This window comes from Draconibacterium mangrovi (genome assembly GCF_010586825.1).
Classification (GTDB): domain Bacteria; phylum Bacteroidota; class Bacteroidia; order Bacteroidales; family Prolixibacteraceae; genus Draconibacterium; species Draconibacterium mangrovi.
This window is the reverse complement of the sequence record NZ_JAAAGB010000001.1, coordinates 913657-932437: the sequence shown is the minus strand read 5'-3', so window position 1 is coordinate 932437 and position 18781 is coordinate 913657. Positions and strand designations below refer to the sequence as shown.

The 18781-nt window shown below is 42.2% G+C and carries 15 protein-coding genes and 2 tRNA genes; 10 read left to right on the top strand and 7 right to left on the bottom strand.

The features are described 5' to 3' along the window. Positions 1–2 precede the first annotated feature (2 nt). Positions 3–488, bottom strand: coding sequence for an arginine repressor (gene argR, locus G4420_RS03720; protein WP_163322226.1), 486 nt, complete (start codon positions 486–488; stop codon positions 3–5). A gap of 220 nt (positions 489–708) precedes the next feature. Between argR and carA the strand changes: the two genes are divergently transcribed. From carA to carB, 3 genes are all read left to right on the top strand, one after another. Beyond that, positions 709–1788 (top strand): glutamine-hydrolyzing carbamoyl-phosphate synthase small subunit, encoded by a 1080-nt coding sequence (gene carA, locus G4420_RS03715; protein ID WP_163322225.1) that lies wholly within the window; start codon positions 709–711, stop codon positions 1786–1788. A 44-nt stretch (positions 1789–1832) separates the two neighbouring features. Continuing rightward, positions 1833–2195: a four helix bundle protein gene (locus G4420_RS03710; RefSeq protein WP_204273584.1), complete on the top strand. Its 363-nt coding sequence runs from the start codon at positions 1833–1835 to the stop codon at positions 2193–2195. A gap of 62 nt (positions 2196–2257) precedes the next feature. Next, on the top strand, positions 2258–5491 hold the full coding sequence (carB, locus tag G4420_RS03705; protein ID WP_246241530.1) for a carbamoyl-phosphate synthase (glutamine-hydrolyzing) large subunit: 3234 nt from the start codon (positions 2258–2260) through the stop codon (positions 5489–5491). A 140-nt stretch (positions 5492–5631) separates the two neighbouring features. Here carB and G4420_RS03700 read toward each other — a convergent pair. Next, positions 5632–5707: transfer RNA gene (locus tag G4420_RS03700), tRNA-Gln, on the bottom strand. 183 nt (positions 5708–5890) lie between these two features. On the opposite strand from G4420_RS03700, the gene G4420_RS03695 reads away from it, so the two are divergent. After that, entirely contained in the window at positions 5891–8959 is a 3069-nt protein-coding gene (locus G4420_RS03695; protein WP_246241522.1) for a glycosyltransferase family 117 protein, read from the top strand. On the opposite strand, the gene G4420_RS03690 is transcribed toward G4420_RS03695, so the two are convergent. After that, complete coding sequence (locus G4420_RS03690; protein WP_163322222.1) at positions 8956–9492, bottom strand: hypothetical protein; 537 nt, start codon at positions 9490–9492, stop codon at positions 8956–8958. The genes G4420_RS03695 and G4420_RS03690 overlap by 4 nt on opposite strands. Positions 9493–9557: 65 nt before the next feature. Here G4420_RS03690 and G4420_RS03685 point away from each other — a divergent pair, with 65 nt between their 5' ends. Beyond that, a complete protein-coding gene (locus tag G4420_RS03685; RefSeq protein WP_163322221.1) occupies positions 9558–9974 on the top strand; it encodes a (deoxy)nucleoside triphosphate pyrophosphohydrolase in 417 nt (138 codons plus the stop codon). Here the strand turns inward: G4420_RS03685 and G4420_RS03680 are convergent. Together G4420_RS03680 and G4420_RS03675 are read right to left on the bottom strand one after the other, a co-directional pair. Beyond that, positions 9942–10445 carry a hypothetical protein gene (locus G4420_RS03680; RefSeq protein ID WP_163322220.1) on the bottom strand — a complete coding sequence of 168 codons (504 nt, stop codon included), beginning with the start codon at positions 10443–10445 and terminating at the stop codon, positions 9942–9944. The genes G4420_RS03685 and G4420_RS03680 overlap by 33 nt on opposite strands. Before the next feature lie 737 nt (positions 10446–11182). After that, positions 11183–12133 carry a D-2-hydroxyacid dehydrogenase gene (locus G4420_RS03675; protein WP_163322219.1) on the bottom strand — a complete coding sequence of 317 codons (951 nt, stop codon included), beginning with the start codon at positions 12131–12133 and terminating at the stop codon, positions 11183–11185. A 198-nt stretch (positions 12134–12331) separates the two neighbouring features. Between G4420_RS03675 and G4420_RS03670 the strand changes: the two genes are divergently transcribed. Further along, positions 12332–12727 (top strand): response regulator, encoded by a 396-nt coding sequence (locus G4420_RS03670; protein ID WP_163322218.1) that lies wholly within the window; start codon positions 12332–12334, stop codon positions 12725–12727. An 18-nt stretch (positions 12728–12745) separates the two neighbouring features. Here the strand turns inward: G4420_RS03670 and G4420_RS03665 are convergent, their stop codons facing one another. Continuing rightward, positions 12746–13498, bottom strand: a complete 753-nt coding sequence (locus G4420_RS03665; RefSeq protein WP_163322217.1) for a hypothetical protein — start codon at positions 13496–13498, stop codon at positions 12746–12748. A gap of 229 nt (positions 13499–13727) precedes the next feature. On the opposite strand from G4420_RS03665, the gene G4420_RS03660 reads away from it, so the two are divergent. The 4 genes from G4420_RS03660 (at position 13728) to G4420_RS03645 (ending at position 18248) form a co-directional block, all read left to right on the top strand. After that, entirely contained in the window at positions 13728–14099 is a 372-nt protein-coding gene (locus G4420_RS03660) for a peptidase associated/transthyretin-like domain-containing protein (protein ID WP_163322216.1), read from the top strand. After that, positions 14096–15154: a TIGR04133 family radical SAM/SPASM protein gene (locus G4420_RS03655; protein WP_163322215.1), complete on the top strand. Its 1059-nt coding sequence runs from the start codon at positions 14096–14098 to the stop codon at positions 15152–15154. Before G4420_RS03660 ends, G4420_RS03655 begins: the two co-directional genes overlap by 4 nt. A 371-nt stretch (positions 15155–15525) precedes the next feature. Then, entirely contained in the window at positions 15526–16071 is a 546-nt protein-coding gene (locus G4420_RS03650) for a hypothetical protein (protein ID WP_163322214.1), read from the top strand. 365 nt (positions 16072–16436) lie between these two features. Further along, on the top strand, positions 16437–18248 hold the full coding sequence (locus G4420_RS03645) for a GAF domain-containing sensor histidine kinase (protein ID WP_163322213.1): 1812 nt from the start codon (positions 16437–16439) through the stop codon (positions 18246–18248). Between the two features lie 125 nt (positions 18249–18373). Here the strand turns inward: G4420_RS03645 and G4420_RS03640 are convergent. Next, positions 18374–18446 (bottom strand) — tRNA-Phe (locus tag G4420_RS03640). Positions 18447–18781 lie beyond the last annotated feature (335 nt).

Below are 18781 nucleotides of genomic sequence, written 5' to 3'. Positions count from 1 at the left end.
ATCTACAATTTGTCGTTAAGCTTTGGCAGAATTTTAATTAATGCCTCAGTCAAATCATTTTTCGATATTCCTTCCCTTTGTATTATTAATATAGTATCGTCTCCGGCAACGGTTCCTAAAATTTCCCACGTACTAGCCGAATCGATTACAGCTGCAATGCTACTGGCGTATCCAGGTAGCGTTCGTAAAACGGCCAGGTTCCCCGAAAACTGTATGTCTTTAAATCCGTCGGCCAGGTAATTTATACGGTTAATGTGTTCTGAATTTTGTCGTTCAGCTTGTCCGTTTTCCGGAATCGTATAAAGGTATCCTTTAACCGGATGTGGCACTTTTGCTACCTGCAGCACTTTTAAATCGCGCGATAATGTAGCTTGTGTCAGTTCGAACCCGCGGCGTTTTAATTCAACCAATAATTCATCCTGGCTGTGTACACTGCCTCTCTGGATTATTTTTCGGATTTCTCGTTGTCGTTGTACTTTATTCTTCATTGAATAAATATTCATTTGTAATGCAAAAATATACATTTTCATAAAAGAACAGGTAAGAATTTCAGAATATTTTCTATTTTTGCATCGGAAAATGATTTTAATATCATGTTCTTAACATTATGGCTGAGAAAGTGTATTTGAAAATAAGTATAAAGAATAACTGAAATGCGTTTGAACTATTTTAGGGCAAGCGCATTTTTTTTAATTATTAAATCGGAATATGTACAAAGTAAAACAGGCAAAATTAACGCTTGAAGACGGGACGGTTTTTATGGGAAAATCCTTCGGAAGCGAAAAGTCGGTGGCCGGAGAGGTCGTTTTTTATACAGCAATGACGGGGTATCCGGAAAGTTTGACCGATCCATCTTACACCGGGCAAATACTGGTGTCGACCTACCCAATGATTGGGAATTATGGCGTTCCTTTTAACAGAAAAGAGAACGGAATACACAAATATTACGAATCGCACAAATTGCACATTTCCGGTCTGATAATCTCTGATTACTCGTTTGAGTTTAGCCACTGGAATGCTGAGAAAAGTTTGAGCGATTGGCTAAAAGAATACGAAGTGCCGGGTTTATTCGACATCGACACGAGAGCCTTAACGAAAATTTTACGTGAGAAAGGATCGATGCTTGGAAAGATCGAATTCGGGGATGAGATTGACTTCTACGATCCGAATAAAGAAAACCTGGTAGCTGTTGCCAGTTGCAAAGAACGTGAGGTATACGGAGACGGAGAGCACAAAGTGGTATTAATTGATTGCGGTGTGAAAAACAACATTATCCGTTGTTTGCTTAATCGCGGAGCTACGGTAATTCGTGTGCCATGGGACTACGATTTTACCAATGAAGAATTCGACGGATTGTTTATCTCGAACGGCCCGGGCGACCCCGCAAATTGTGATGTAACTGTTGAGTATATTAAAAATGTAATCGGAGCAGAGAAGCCAATTATGGGAATTTGTTTGGGTAACCAATTGCTGGCACGTGCCGCCGGCGCCGAGACCTATAAATTGAAATTTGGGCACCGCAGCCACAACCAGCCTGTGTTGTTGGAAGGAACAAACAAATGTTATATCACTTCTCAAAACCACGGTTTTGCGGTAGCAACCGAAACGTTGCCAAGCGACTGGGAACCATTATTTACAAACGTAAACGATGAAACCAACGAAGGAATCAGGCACAAAACCAAGCCTTTCTTCTCAACTCAGTTCCATCCCGAAGCATCGAGTGGTCCGGTAGATACCGAGTTTTTATTTGACGAGTTCATTAAAAATATCGTAGAGAGCAAGAAGTAAGAATTGAACCGCAGAATGACGATTAACGATTTATGATTGCAGATATGAACAAGTTTGATTTGGAAGAGAGACTAATACGATTTGCCGCCATGATTATCAGGCTGGCAGATGCTCTTCCAAATACTCCCATCGGCAATCATATGAAAGGTCAAATCGTTAGATCAGGTACTTCACCTGCACTCAACTATGGAGAAGCTCAAAGTGCTGAAAGCAAAAACGACTTTATTCATAAAATGAGTGTTTGTTTAAAAGAATTAAGAGAAACTTTTGTGGCAATAAAGATTATTAAATATTCAGGTTTGGTTAAAAATTTAAATATGCTCCAGGATTGTTACAACGAGAATAACGAGTTGATATCGATCTTCGTGAAAAGTATTGAAACTGCCAAAAAGAATAAAAACAAGTAGCAGATGTATGATAAATCTGAAATCTTAATTCGTTAATCATAATTCGAAATTCAAAAATTATCATGATAGAAACACATATTAAAAAAGCAATTGTTCTTGGTTCGGGAGCACTAAAAATTGGAGAGGCCGGTGAGTTCGATTATTCCGGTTCGCAGGCGCTAAAAGCGTTGAAAGAAGAAGGTGTTGAAACGGTTCTTATCAATCCGAATATTGCAACCATTCAAACATCTGAAGACATTGCAGACAAAATTTATTTTTTGCCTGTTACGCCTCATTTTGTTGAAGAGGTGATTAAAAAAGAAAAACCACAGGGAATACTTCTGGCGTTCGGAGGTCAAACTGCGCTGAACTGCGGGGTTGCACTATACGAATCGGGAGTTCTCGAAAAATACAATGTTGAAGTAGTTGGTACGCCGGTTCAGTCGATTATCGACACCGAAGACCGCGATATTTTTGCCAACATGCTTGATGAAATTAATGTTAAGACATGTAAAAGTATTGCGGCATCAAATATGGCTGAAGCGAAAGCTGCTGCCAAAGAGGTTGGCTTCCCAATTATCATCCGTGCAGCATATACGCTGGGAGGTTTAGGATCCGGTTTCTGCGAAAACGAAGAGGAACTGGAAAAACTGGCCGGAAGCGCATTTGCTTACTCGCCGCAAATCCTGGTTGAAGAATCAATTAAAGGATGGAAAGAAGTAGAGTACGAAGTAGTTCGCGATAAATACGACAACTGTATTACGGTTTGTAACATGGAGAACTTCGACCCGCTGGGAATTCACACCGGCGAGAGTATCGTTGTAGCTCCATCGCAAACAATGTCGAACTCAGAATATCACAAACTGCGCGAGATATCAATTAAGATTATTCGCCGTGTTGGAGTAATCGGAGAATGTAACGTTCAGTTCGCGCTCGATCCTTACTCAGAAGATTATCGTGTGATTGAGGTGAATGCCCGATTATCACGTTCATCGGCACTGGCTTCGAAAGCTACCGGTTATCCGCTGGCATTTGTTGCTGCAAAATTGGGTTTGGGTTACGGTTTGCACCAACTTAAAAACTCGGTTACCAAAGTAACAACTGCATGTTTCGAGCCTGCGCTCGACTACTGTGTGGTAAAGATTCCTCGCTGGGATTTGAGCAAATTCGTAGGTGTTTCGAAAAATATCGGAAGCTCGATGAAATCGGTTGGCGAGATTATGGCCATCGGACGAACTTTTGAAGAAGCCATTCAGAAAGGTATTCGAATGGTTGGTGTGGGAATGCACGGTTTTGTGGCCAATAGGGAGGAGATTACCATTGAGGGAATCGAGGAGGAGTTGACAAATCCTACCGACCGCCGAATATTTGCCATTGCGGAGGCGTTCAACAAAGGTTATTCTATCGATCAGATTCACGAGAAAACAAAAATCGATCGCTGGTTCCTGCAAAAGCTGAATAATATTTACAAAATAAAACTGGAGCTGAAGAAGTTTAACGAGCTGGAGAAATTGCCAATTCCACTGTTAAAAGCATCAAAACAAGCCGGTTATTCCGATTTTCAGATCGCACGTTTGGTGATGAGGAGCAAGAATGCAAACATCAATGAAGATCTTCTGAAAGTAAGGGCTTTCCGTAAAGCTAACGGAATTGTGCCGGTAGTTAAACAAATTGATACACTTGCAGGTGAGTATCCTGCTCAAACCAACTACCTGTACCTGACGCATAATGGCACGGAGAACGACGTTACTTACTTAGGCGATCATAAATCGGTAATGGTGCTTGGATCAGGTGCTTACCGTATCGGAAGTTCGGTAGAATTCGACTGGTGTAGTGTAAATACTATTAATACGATTAAAAAAGAGGGATATCGTTCAGTAATGATCAACTACAACCCGGAGACGGTGAGTACGGATTACGATACCTGCGACAGACTTTATTTTGATGAGCTGACTTTTGAACGTGTAATGGATGTTTACGACCTGGAGAATCCGCATGGAGTTGTGGTTTCAATGGGAGGACAAATTCCGAATAACCTGGCCATGAAACTCGACAGCCAAAATGTGCCAATCCTTGGTACATCGGCCAAAAAGATCGACAATGCCGAGGACCGCGAGAAATTCTCATCACTGCTTGATGAGCTGGGTGTTGATCAGCCACGTTGGGCACGCCTGTCAACCATCGAAGAGATTCACAAGTTTGTGGACGAAGTGGGTTATCCGGTGTTGATTCGTCCATCATACGTACTTTCGGGTGCAGCCATGAATGTAGTTTCCAACCCCGATCAGCTGGAGCATTTCCTTGAAATGGCGGCCAATGTATCGAAAGAACATCCGGTGGTTGTTACCGAGTTTATCGAGCAGGCCAAAGAAATTGAGATTGACGCAGTGGCCAATAAAGGCGAAATGGTTGCTTATGCCATTTCGGAGCACGTGGAGTTTGCCGGAGTTCACTCGGGCGATGCTACCATCGTTTTTCCGCCGCAAAAACTATATGTTGAGACCATTCGCAGGGTGAAGAAAATTGCTCGTCAGATTGCAAAAGGACTGGAAATTACCGGACCTTTCAATATGCAGTTCCTGGCAAAAGATAACGACATAAAAGTTATTGAGTGTAACCTGCGCGCATCGCGAAGCTTCCCGTTCGTTTCGAAGGTGATGAAATTGAACCTGATCGAAATTGCAACGAAAGTAATGTTGGGAATCGATGTGCCAAAACCGGATAAATCGTTGTTTGAGCTGGATTATGTGGGTGTTAAAGCACCGCAGTTCTCGTTTGCACGATTGCTGAAAGCCGACCCTGTTTTAGGTGTTGATATGTCGTCGACCGGAGAGGTTGGATGTATCGGCGATACCTACTACGAGGCGATTCTGAAAGCGATGTTGTCGGTAGGGTACAATTTCCCGAAAAAGAACATCTTGATTTCGTCAGGACCATCGAGAGGTAAAGTGGAGTTGCTGAACAGCACCAGAATGCTGGTTGAAAAAGGCTACAATATTTTCGCTACTGAAGGAACGCACAAGTTCTTCCGCGATAATGGTATTGAGAATACGCTGGTGCACTGGCCCGACGAGGAAGATCAGTCGCCTAATACCATTGAAATGATCAAGAATAAAAAGATTGATCTGGTGGTTAATATCCCGAAAAACCATACCAACCGCGAGTTGAAAAATGGTTATACGATTCGCCGTAGTGCAATCGATTATAACATCCCGCTAATTACCAATGCCCGTGTTGCAAGTGCATTCCTTTACGGAATTTGCAAATACAGTCTCGAGGACATTAAAGTGGTGAGCTGGGACGAATACAAAGAGTAGAAGCTTTATTTCGATATTAGAGAAGCTCCGGCCATTGGTCGGAGCTTTTTATTTTTATAAGTGGCCCATTAATTTGACGGGCTTATTTTGTATGATTTTTTTGCCATAAAAAAAGCCCGCAGTAAAACTGCAGGCTTTGGTGGTTGACCCGCCAGGGCTCGAACCTGGACTCTTCTGAACCAAAATCAGACGTGTTGCCAATTACACCACGGGTCAGTCCTTATTGCGTCTTTTCGTTAAAGACGGTGCAAAAGTATAAAAAAATTTTATTCTGCAATATCTGGGCAAAAAAAAATTCCCTCTTTCGAAAAAAAGGTGAAATTCTTTTTGATAATTATGTTCTAAGCATTCTTGTATAAAAGCTTATATTTGCCTTTGTTCAAAAATAAAATGCAGATCATGCAACACACAAAATTAATCAATAACATTCTTGGTTGGCTTGTTTTTACTGTCGCTTGTATAACCTATTTCGCTACTCTTGAACCCACGGTTAGCTGGTGGGATTGCGGAGAGTTTATAACAAGTGCATTTAAACTGGAGGTTGGTCACCCCCCGGGTGCGCCTACCTTTATGATTTTGGGACGGATATTTACACTGTTTGCTCCCGATGTTACCAAAGCCGCAGTTATGGTTAATTCCTTATCGGCCATTGCAAGTGCCGCAACCATCATGTTTTTGTACTGGACGATCGTACACCTTGCGCGTAAACTATTCCCGGAGGATGAATTAAGCACCGGCGAACAGATTGCCGTGTGGGGTAGTGGTTTGGTTGGAGCGCTGGCTTTTACTTTCACCGATTCGTTTTGGTTTTCGGCTGTAGAAGGAGAGGTTTACGCACTTTCATCGCTGTTTACGGCCATGGTATTTTGGGCCATTTTGAAATGGGAAAATGTGGCGCACGAAAAATACGCAAACCGCTGGTTGGTGCTAATCGCGTATTTAATGGGCTTGTCAATTGGCGTTCACTTGTTGAACCTGCTGGCTATACCGGCTATCGGAATGGTTTACTATTTCAAAAAATACGAATTCTCGTGGAAAGGTGTGTTTTATGCGCTGGCAGCCTCGATGGGTATTTTGCTGGGAATTCAATATGGAATTATACCCGGAGTTCCGCACGTTGCTTTTATCTTCGACCGCATTTTTGTGAATGCATTTGGCTTGCCGTTTAACTCGGGAATATTGTTTATGGGCGCCCTGGTGGTAGCTGGTTCGGTTTGGGGAATCAACTATACCCGAAAAAGAAACAAGGTAGTACTGAACACTGCACTAACAATGGTTATTGTAATTCTGATCGGCTATTCGTCGTTTGCACTCATCGTTATTCGTGCATCGGCCAATCCTCCAATGAACCAGAATAGTCCGGATAATGCCTTTGCGCTGGTTCGATACCTGAACCGCGAACAGTATGGCGACCGACCACTGGCAAAAGGACCGTATTACAATGCGCCGCGTATTGCATCGAAAGCTCCAAAAGAACAATACAATAGAGTAGACGGGAAATACAAAATTACCGGAACAATGCCGGGTGGTTCGGTGTACGAGCCAAAAATGGAAACCATTTTTCCGCGAATGTACAGCGATAAAGCCAACCACATTCAGGCTTATAAAGATTGGGGAAAAGTAAAAGGAACTCCGGTAAGGGTGCGTGACCGAGGCGAAGTAAAAACCATGCAAAAGCCAACTTTTGGCGAAAACCTGCGCTTCTTTTTTAGTTACCAGGTTGGGCATATGTACATGCGTTATTTTATGTGGAATTTTGTGGGCCGGCAAAACGATGTACAGGGCCACGGAGGTTTTCAGAATGGAAACTGGGTAAGCGGAATCTCGTTTATTGATGAGCCAAAAACAGGGCCGCGCGATAACATGCCCGAGTGGATGAAAAATGATCCGAGCAGAAACGTGTACTACTTTTTGCCACTATTATTGGGACTTCTGGGTTTGTTTTTTCAATATAACCAGGGCAAAAAAGGCAAAGAAACTTTTGCCGTAACCATGCTGCTGTTTATCCTTACCGGTCTTGCCATTGTGGTTTACCTCAACCAGTATCCGTACCAGCCACGCGAGCGCGATTATGCTTACGCCGGCTCGTTTTATGCCTTTGCCATTTGGATTGGACTGGGTGTGCTGGCCATATATTCCGGTTTAAAGAAGGTGCTGAAAGGAGCGCCGGGAGCAGTGTTGGCAACCGTAATTTCGGTGGTTGCCGTACCGGGTGTGCTGGCTTCGCAAAACTGGGACGACCACGACCGGTCGGGAAAATACATGACACGCGATTATGCGATCGACTACCTGGAATCGTGTGCGCCAAATGCCATTCTGTTTACTTATGGCGATAATGATACTTTCCCGCTGTGGTATGTGCAGGAAGTGGAGGGCGTACGCCGGGATATAAAAATCATAAATATCAGTTACCTGGGTATGGACTGGTACATCAATCAGCAGCAGTTTAAAACATACGATGCCGATCCGGTACCATTTACTTTCACAAAAGATAAATACTACATGGGGCGTATGGATGCAGTGCTTTTCCAGGATCGGATAAAAGGATCGGTGGAGCTGAGCGAGGCTATGGAGTTTTTAGGTAGCGACGATGTGCGTACAAAAGTAAAAGTTACCAGTGGAGATATGATGGATTACCTGCCGTCGCGCGATTTTCATATTACGGTTGATAAGCAAAAAGTGCTGGATTCGGGAACTGTAAGACAAAAAGATGCAGACCTTATTACCGACAGGGTGAGTTTTAAGATCTCTGATAATTTGATCTCGAAAAGCGAAATGGCGGTGCTGAATATGATTGCTGCCAACAACTGGGAACGCCCGATATATATCGATCACAGTTTGGTGTTTACCGGAAATATTCACTTCCTCGACTGGTTACAGTTTGAAGGATTAGCTTATCGGTTTGTGCCGATACGCACACCAAAACAAGGAGTAACTGCCGGACGAATCGACAGTGATATTCTTTACGATAATGTGATGAATAAATTTGTTTGGGGAAATGTAAATGACCCGGATATTCATATGGACGAGTATAACCGCAAGCAGATAAACATTATGCAGGCGCAATATATGTTTACGCGTTTGTCGCAAGCCTTGCTCGCCGAGGGAGAAAGAGAAAAAGCCATTGAGGTGGCGGATAAAATGTTTGAGCTTTTCCCGAACGAGAAAATTCCGCTCGATTACAGTTCGTTCCAAATGGCAGCACAGTATTACGGTGCCGGGGCCACAGAAAAAGGAAATGAAAAAGTGCGTATAATGGCTGACAACTGTTTTGCTTTGCTTGATTATTATGCTTCGTTGCCCGACAATTTTGCGGCAGCAGTACAAAGCGAACAAAATCGCCAGATCTCACATTTGCAAAACATGATAATTCTTACGCGAAACTACAAACAAGAGGAATTGAATACAGAGCTGGATGCTAAATTGCAGGAATTGATTGTTAAGTTTCAGAATAAAGCCGGTTCTTAATCGCTGTTTTGTTGAATTTGTCGGAATAATTTAGTGGCTAGTTTTTTACCCCGCGACCGAATGCCGGCCGTAGGATGGAACTCCATTTCCTGCTCGATTAACTGCAGTACCTCCGGTTTTAGGTCGGGTTCCAGTTCTGATATGTTGTACAGAATTTGCATGGCATGCACGCGTACAGCCACTGCTTCGCTGCCCGAGGTAAATGTATCAATGCAATAATCAAACAGAAAACCACTATGCTCTTCAGGTATAGCATTCATGCTGATAAGCTTTAACCAGTGGCGGCGTTTGCTGGCATTCTTTTCTGTTTTTAATTGGGCGACCAGCGCCTGGAGATAAGGCTGCAACAATTCCGGTTTTTGGTCATGGATTTTATCGACCAGGTAAGCGGCACGCCAACTTTTTTGCCGCGTGTCGTTTAGGGCAAGGTGGATGAGGGTATTAAACTGTGCCGGATCGTTAAGCATTGCTGCGGCAATAATCTCAATATTCTCCCATGCGTCGAGATGTTCGAAAAGTTCTTGTTCAGTCATCGGCGGTTGATTTTCAAGTACGCAGAAAAGATAGAAAATATTCTTCAAGTTTCTATTTTTACCGAATGATTCAAGTTACCTGCGCCATAATAATCCATCAGGGGAAAATCCTTGTTGCTCAAAATAACGAAAGTTCCGATCATCCTTTTCAGTGGGAATTTCCCGGTGGAAAAGTAAAATCCGACGAAGCTGAAAAAGAGTGTATCGTTCGCGAAATAGTCGAAGAATTAAATCTGACAGTGGAAGTTCAGGTAGCACTAACTCCGGTAGAATACGATTATAAAATTAAAGTCATTCGTTTGATTCCCTTTATTTGTGAGTGGGTTTCAGGTAATCTAAAATTGAACGATCATAACGCTGTAAAATGGGTGACGATTGACGAATTGGATGAGCTTGAACTGGCCGAGGCCGATAAGGTGTTGATTCAGATGCCGGAGAACCGCTATCGTTTAAAGAAATACGCCGGGGAAAAGATGCACTAGTCCCGACAACACGCCCGCCCAGCCAATTATCGATAAAATCATATACAAAACCGTGTGCCGTCGTTGGGCATAATATTTATTGGCCAGAAAGGCACCAATGGGGATGGTCAAAAGTACGGGGGTGGCAATTATAATACCCCAAAATCCGTAGTTCGATCTCATTCGGGAAATAAAACGGTTTCGGCGGGTAAATATTCTTTTGGGCTTTTTCTTCATTCTGTTGATGCACCAGTTACGGTAACGCCCCCGCATTGAATTCGGAATAGCTTTGCAGAAACATGGCCATAAACGCATTAATTCGCGGTTTAAGGGTTTGCTGATGTAGTAAAAAAACAGAAATCCGCCGATGCCCCCGGTAAGTACAGCCAGCAGCGCGTACTTGTAATCAAGTCCGATAATCATGGCATAAGGAAGAGTAACAATATACTTCACCGATGCCAGCAATACGATATGTAGTATTTTAAGCAACACAATTACCCTTTTCGTGTGCTGATAAAACGCACGAGGGGTGGAAAAGGTTTCGTGCCCCGGACGGGCTTTATATATTCTTAACGATTATTAAACATCTTAGCCAAATACATTCGTTCAGTTTTGTACAAAGTCTGTCGAATAAGAAAATAAGATTGATTTTTATAGATTAGATTTGAGTCAATGATATGGCTATTAGGTTTGAAGAAATCTTTATTACAATTCCTACCGGAGGCCTTCATTTTTGTTTTGAAACAAAAACGAAGTAAAAAAGTCAAGGCTGCTTTTGATCTTCACTCTCCGTTTTCATAAAACCTAAATTCGGACGGGTGATCTCCTCGCTCACTCGGAGCTTCCCGCTCTCATTAAGGTTTTATTTTAACTCCATGCGAAGACCAAAAGAGGCCGTTCCACTGATGCAATGTCAGCTGCATCGAAGCCTGGCCTCGGCCGGTGAGCCGGAAAACAAGTGATGACGGCGTAATATAATTACTGATGTTTGAGGAGGTACGACGAGTTTCAGGAATTTTAGCCGGCATCGCGTAGCTTTTCCGAGCGAAGTGGGCGCAGCCTAGGGGTTTGTGTTTACTATTTGGGCTAAGCCAAATAGTAAAATCTGCTCGATAGAGCGAATACTATTTCTTATTGTTGACAGCTTTTATTTGTCCGGTAGATTATAATACTGATTGCCAAGTGAAGAATCTTAGTGTCAGGTTAACTGTATTGTTATAAAGTAAATTTTAGGTGACCACATTAATTGGTTGCCCGTCAATAAACGCCTTTAGATTATCAACTGCAATCTGCATTAACCGTTGGCGGGCCTCAAGCGTTGCCCAGGCAATGTGTGGCGTAATAAAACAATTCTTTGCTTTGGGTAAGGGATTTTCGGGTAAGGCAGGTTCCACCGACAATACATCAAGGCCGGCACCGGCAATCTTTCCCGTGTTTAGCGCATCGGCCAGATCCTGTTCATTTATTAGTGGTCCGCGGCCGGTGTTTATCAGAAAAGCCGTTGGTTTCATTTTTGCAATGCTTGTTTTGTTTATGAATCCCTGGTTCTCGCTGGTAAGCGGGCAGTTGATGCTAATAAAATCGCTGGTTTCAAGTAAGGTGTCAAGATCTACCTGATGCGCATCCAGATCGGTAGTTTTTTTGCTGCGGTTGTTAAAAATAACCTTCATTCCAAAAGCCTGTGCTATGCGGGCAACGGCTTGTCCAATCTGCCCAAAACCAATAATGCCAAGTGTTTTCCCGGCCAGCTCGCTTTGCGGCGACAGCCAGTAGGCAAAGTCCTTACTTGAAGCCCATTCGCCATTGCCAACCGATTTGGCGTGCAGGGCCACGTTGTTCGTAAAATGCAAAATGTGGGCAAAAACCAATTGCGCCACCGACTGCGTGCTGTACGCCGGAATATTGCAAACGGTAATTCCTGCGTCGTTTGCGGCAGCTGTATCAACCACATTATAACCTGTTGCCAGTACCCCAATAAACTTTAACCGGGGCAGCTTGCCAATAATTTCGCGGTTAAGGATAACTTTGTTGGTGTAAACAATTTCAGCATCTGCAGCCCGCTCGAGGGTTTGCTCCGGAGCGGTGCGGTCGTAAACGGTTAATTCTCCCAATGTTTTCATTTTCTCCCAGCTTAAGTCTCCGGGATTTAGTGCATAGCCATCCAAAACAACGATCTTCATACTTCTAATTTTTTATTTCTTGTCAAAAATAAACAAAATGAGCAACCCGCTTATTTCGCGAATCGAAATGAAAGCTCTATATTTAATGTGTTATACAAAAAAAGATAAAATAAGGACGAATTAAATTGTGGATTCTTTGCCCGGCACAATACTGTCTTTACTGTGCTTTGTTAGCTATTCACAAAAACTAATGACCCTATGGAAACGAATAACCCGGGCAGTGGACCTGCCATAAAAAAACTAAGAATTCTACTGGCTGAAGACGACCAGATTAATCAGAAATTGTTTTCGTATATGTTAAACGATATTGCCGAAGAACTACTTATTGCTTCAACGGGAGTAGAAGCCATAAATATGCATAAAGAACATTCTGATATCGATTTAATTTTAATGGATTTAAAGATGCCCGAAATGGATGGCTACGAGGCTGTAAAAAATATAAGGGAATTGGATAAGGAGATAAAAATATTTGCCTTATCGGCCTTTGCCCCCGAAACGCAGAAGGCAGCATCAAACGGAAACGATTTTAACGATTACGTGAGCAAACCCATTCGTAAAGCCGACCTTTTAAAGATTATCGGGAAACATTTTTAAAACTATTTCAACTTAAAATCAAAACTCTTTAACTATTCCGATGGTAAATCCCAGGTCATCGGCTTCGTCGGTAATAAGTGGCCGGTTGAGAACGATATCAAGCGTTGTTTTCAGGGGGACAAATTCTGCTGAAAGATCAAGAACTTCGCCTAAAACAAAAGCATCCCACTCTTTTTCTACCACTTTAACAGCAATGGTTTTTAGGTTGCCCGAAAGTATCCATTTATCGAGGTGTTTGGTATAGTTGTACTGCGCGTTGATAAAGCCGCCGTCCTGGTAGCGGTCTCCGCGTTGTATCGACATCCATGGTGAAACCTCAGCAGTAAAGGTATGGACCGAATTTGAGGGGTTCCGGAGAAAGTTCCAGTTCCAGGTAATAACCGGCTGAATCCACGATAGGTTGTCAACCGTTTCGCTGTACTGGTAACTGACAAAAATTACCCGCGACCGATTGGGTATTATTCGCGCTTCCTGTCGCGCAAAAATCAGGCTGTCGGCTTTTATCGATTCGTGCGTGTGGTTCACTCCGCCAATTAAATAAATCGGAGTCAGGTTTTTTAAATCGTGGGCGTAGTAAAAATACAGGCTCCAGGGGCCGCCAACCGAAAACTCAGTACTAAACTCGCCCGTTGGTTTTTCTTCGGTAAATAAATTGGTGGGATCGAGCCATTGCGAACGCAGCGAAACACTGGTTTGTGCCTTGCAATTCAATACAAAAACGAATAGAAGTGTGGCGATGCCAATACGGTAAATACAGGTTTTAGTTGTCATGGTTAAGTTGATTGTAGTTAAACCTAAAAATAGCAGGATTTCTGATTTAAATGAATACTTTCTGAATAAGTAGACGCTGAATTCCGGGAAATACCTATTGATATTAACATAAGATGTTTAAATTTATAGCACCAAAAGTTAAACCTTTGCCGTTGCAGGCAGAAATAATGAAGTTCTTCTTATTGCAATAAAGCAGTTGCCCATTAAAAATTTCGACAAAAAGCACAAAATGAAAAACAATCGAATCAGAAATGTATTAAAAGGCCTCAGTTTTACATCAGCGATGTTCATCTTTCAGGCGTGTTATGGTACCCCGCAGGATTTCGGATACGATAGACTGGTTGAAGGACAGGTAACTTCAGAAACAACCGGATTGCCGATAAAGGGGATTAAAGTATCGGTTGCCGGTGATAACAGTTATTACGTAACAACTGATGATGAAGGGAAATTCTCGTTCTACTCGGAAAAAGAAGAAAATGTACTAATTGGATTTGAGGATATTGATGGGGACGAAAATGGAGCTTTTCGGGATTTGTTCAAAACGGTTGAGGATATAAGCGAATCGGTGTACCTGGAAATCGCGTTGAAGGACAAACTATGATTTCGCTTAAAAAATATGCTTTCAGGCAATTTAAAAAGATAGAGACCCGTGCGCACGAACTAAATTATTTGTTTTGGGAGTTTACCACCCGGTGTAATTTAAATTGTATTCACTGCGGAAGCGATTGTGCAAAAGACAGTGCTTTTAAGGATATGCCGCTCAATGATTTTCTGAAGGCAATTGACATTATTGAAGATAAAGCCCCAAATTTTACCGTTGTGTTTACCGGAGGAGAACCCCTGTTGCGAAACGATTTGGAACAGTGTGGAACAGAATTGAGGAGGAGAGGATTTCGGTGGTCGATGGTATCAAACGGGCAACTGTATAGTCAGCAAAGGCATTATTCCTTACTAAATGCCGGAATGGGCGCATTAACGATTAGTCTCGACGGGTTAGAAGCCTCGCATAACTGGATGCGAAATAACAAAAACAGCTTTGAGAAAGTGCTAAATGCCATTGAGTTGGCAGCTTCGTCCATGCGTTTAAACTTTGATGTGGTTACCTGTGTAAATCAGAAAAATATAAAGGAACTGGGGCAAATTAAAGACTTGCTAATTTTGAAAAACGTCAAAGCCTGGCGTTTATTTACCATTATTCCGATTGGCCGTGCGGCAAACAATCCCGACTTGCAATTAACCAATAAGCAGTTTGTTGAGCTGATGGATTTTATTGCTGAACAACGAAAGACAAAAAACATCGATGTGAAATTCAGTTGCGAGGGGTACGTGGGCAAATACGAATCGCTGGTGCGCGATAGTTCTTTCTTTTGCCGCGCAGGTATAAATATTGGCTCGGTTTTAATCGACGGCTCCATTTCGGCTTGCCCAAATATAGATAGAAGCTTTGCGCAGGGAAATATTTATACCGACAATTTTTACGAAGTGTGGCAGAACAAATTTCAACCTTTCCGAAATCGTAACTGGACAAAAACCGGGCAATGTAAATCGTGCCGCGAGTACAAGGATTGCCAGGGAAACGGATTTCATAACTGGCACGGCAACAAACAGAATGTTTTGGTTTGTCATCATCAGAAAATAGAACAGGGAAGTGCTTAGTTATCCCTGCAGTGTTCCGAAGCTTCGGGACTTACCCGCTGGGAATAAGCTTAATAAGGTTTTGCAATGTTGTGTGTGGGTTGCCACTAAGGTTAATTTTGAAAATAAGGTTTTCACGCGAAGAAATTATAAACCTTATCGAATTGGGGAACCTTAGTAGCCTGTATTTATCAATTCCAGCCAACCTTATTATTTTTTGTTGGTGGCTTGCACAGCAAGAACGGTGAGATTGCGTCATACTGATGTCAGCTGCCCGTCTTCCTCTTGTAACAGAACGCCCCTCAATGCGTATAAAACAAAGCCTGCTGCGTAACGCAGTGATCATTTTTTACGACCGTATATTTTGAAGTTATAACATTAAATCAAAAGCTATGAATCCAACAAGTAACATAAAAAATCGCGAGCGAATAGTTCATATCCCGGTTCCCGGAAAACTTAAACCGATGGCCCATGCAAACCGCATACAGGCATTGATTGATGATATAGATGAGGAGCTGAGCAGTAAATTAAAAATTGCCTATAAGGCCTGGAAAGAGGATGGTAGTCCGATTGGAAAAGGAGACGAATTTAATTTAGATATTATCGTCTCGGTAGATGATAAACACTATAAGAATTTAGCCTTCGAAAATATCAAGGTCACCTTTGCTTCCGATAATAAATTTGCTACGTTGCTAAATCCAACACCGACAAAATTCATCCGGTGTATCGAAAAAGAATTTAGCCGGATTACCGGGTCGCATTCGGCAAAAGTACAAGCCCGGCTTTTGGCCACTGCAGCCATTTATCCCGAAGATGTTAAGGATACAATCGAAAATATGGGAATGTTGGTGGTTGAAGCCGATCCGATCATTCAGTCACTATTCCATATCCACCGGGTAATGAGCGATATTCCTGTTGAAATACAACCCGGGCATTAACTGAAAATGCCACCCGCGTTCTCCAGATGTTTCAGGATGTATTTGGTGCGCTATTCGTTAGAGCTGAAATGAAAGATTCATTCATTGGCAGAGGTACGGAATTTAAATAATTAGGATGAGTAAGAATTCAGGCCGTCAGGGAGTTGCTGTTTGTGTTTTCATGGCTGAAACAACAGTCGGTTTTTACCAATAAACAAGCAAAAGTTTAATCTGGTACAAGCGCATACAACCAAAAGTGCATTTGTGTGTTTATAGTTCAAAAAAAGACTAATTTTTGTGCATTGGTAAAACAATAAAATTTCAGTCTCACCGGAAGTTTATTTGTCAAATACCTTTATTGCACGCGAGAACTAACTTGTACCGCTATGACTAATCTAAAAACCTTACTCAAATCGATTGCCTATTTGGGCACTGCTGAAACGTATTTAATTGTTGAAAAGAGTGCAATTGCGCTGGTAAACATGATCAGCTTTTTTTCGGTTGGCGTGTTGCTAACGGTTTCCATTCTCGATTTTATTTACTCGCCGGGCGAATTCTACTTTAATATTCTGTACCTGTTTTTATTTCTGCTGCCGCTGTTTCTGAATCATAAAAAACATCATGATTTGGCCAAAACAGTGCTGCTGGGCATTTTTTTGTCGGCCATTTACCTCGGAACGTTTGTAATGAAATTCGGTGGTTACTTCCAGTTTACCATCATTCTGCCCGTATCGCTGTATTTTTTGCTTTTTGTTGAAATCCGGGGTTGGCGGTTTTATTCAGTATTGTCCGTTGCCGGGCTTTATATTGCCCTTAATATTGTCGAGTTCTTTTTCAGTGATTCGGTATTCACCCTCAACAGTGTTATCGATTTTCTGGTGTACCTCGGCTCGCTGTTGGTGTTTACATTGGCGCTTATTTTCTTTATTAAAAAGATTAAGTTATCAGAAGATCTGTTAAAGGCGAAGTTGCGTTTTGAAAATGCCATTGCCGAATTTTCGCAGGCGATTTTAACCCATGGCAATAACGGCATAAAACGAGGATTGGGTATTGTGCTGAATGCATCGAAAGTGTCGCGCATTTATATTTTCGAACTTTCAGCCGACGGGGGATTTATAAGTCAAACCTACGAAGTTTGTGCAAAAGGTGTGAAACCCGAAATCGATAATCCTGCATTGCAGCACATTCCGGTTAGCGAACCCGTAATATCCCGCTGGGTCGAAAATTTCAAACAGAAACAGATAATTAAAGGCCTGGTTGAAGATTTCCCTCCAGTTGAAAAAGAGGTTCTGAAAAACCAGGGCATTCAATCGATACTGGTAATTCCTATTTATTCGGGCAACGAATGGGTTGGGTTTATCGGATTTGATGATGTGTACGAGAAACGAATCTGGGATCGTGCCTTTATTGGTTTGTTGTATACCATTGCCGATATTATTGGCCTGCACATGTGGAATGTAAAAAACCAGGAGAAAATAATGAGGCAAAACGAAGAACTGCAAATGCTGAATGCCACAAAAGATAAGTTCTTTTCGATAGTTGCACACGACCTGAAAAATCCTTTCAATTCGTTGATTGGCTTTAGCGATTTACTCGAGGAGGAAGTAAAACGGAGCGATAACAGTATGATTAAACAGTTTTCGCACTACATAAACAGAGGATTGTTGCAGTCGTACGATTATTTAACGAACCTGCTCGAATGGTCGCGCATTCAATCCAAACGAATTGAATACCGGCCCACCGAGTTTCGTCTCGATCATTTAGTGCAGGAAGCTGCCGATATGCTTTTTATTCAGGCCCAAAGTAAAGACATAAAGCTAAAGGTGTCGGTGCAGCCCGAATTAAAAATTGTAGCCGACCTTAATATGATAAGAACTGTGATTGTAAACATGGTTTCGAACGCCATAAAATACAGCGAAAAAGGCGAGGAGGTAAAAATCATCAGCGAGCGCCGGCCTGAACATGTATCCATTCAGATAGTGGATAACGGTGTGGGCATTAGCAACGAGATGTGTGAAAAACTTTTTTGCATTGAAGGGTCGAGCAGTACGCCCGGCACGAACAACGAAACCGGAACCGGGCTGGGGCTGATTATTTGTAAGGAACTGATAGGTATGCACCAGGGAGATATTCGTGTTAACAGCGAAGAAAACAAAGGAAGCGTATTCCAGATTTTATTGCCTGTTGGTTTAAATTAAACTCCGTTGGCACCTTCCGTAACCTGGGGATGGAATTGGTGTGCAAATGGGAAGCATTGAATTTACAATCGCATTACAAAGTACATATAAAAAACAAAAGGGAAAAACTTAGTTTTTCCCTTTTGTGGTGCCACCTGGAATCGAACCAGGGACACACGGATTTTCAGTCCGTTGCTCTACCAACTGAGCTATGGCACCTTTCTAAAGTTGGGCTTTAAGTAGCACCCCCTTTATTTTGGTGTTGCAAAAGTATACATTTTTTTAAAATCACAAAGTTCAACACAAAAAAAAGTGAAAAAAAATTGAATTTTTCAGCTCAGGGAATTAGTCGTATTTGTATAGGATTGGGCTTTATTTATACGTTTTTATTTGAAATAGAATTACTTGAGCCCTTAAACTCCCAAAGAGAGATAGTTCCACCTCTTTTTTCGGGTTAGTGTGGCGCTACAAATTCCAGACTAGCCATTTCGTAAATTTTGGCGATCATCGATGTTTTCGATTTTACATAGAAACCTTTCATGCGTTTTGTATAC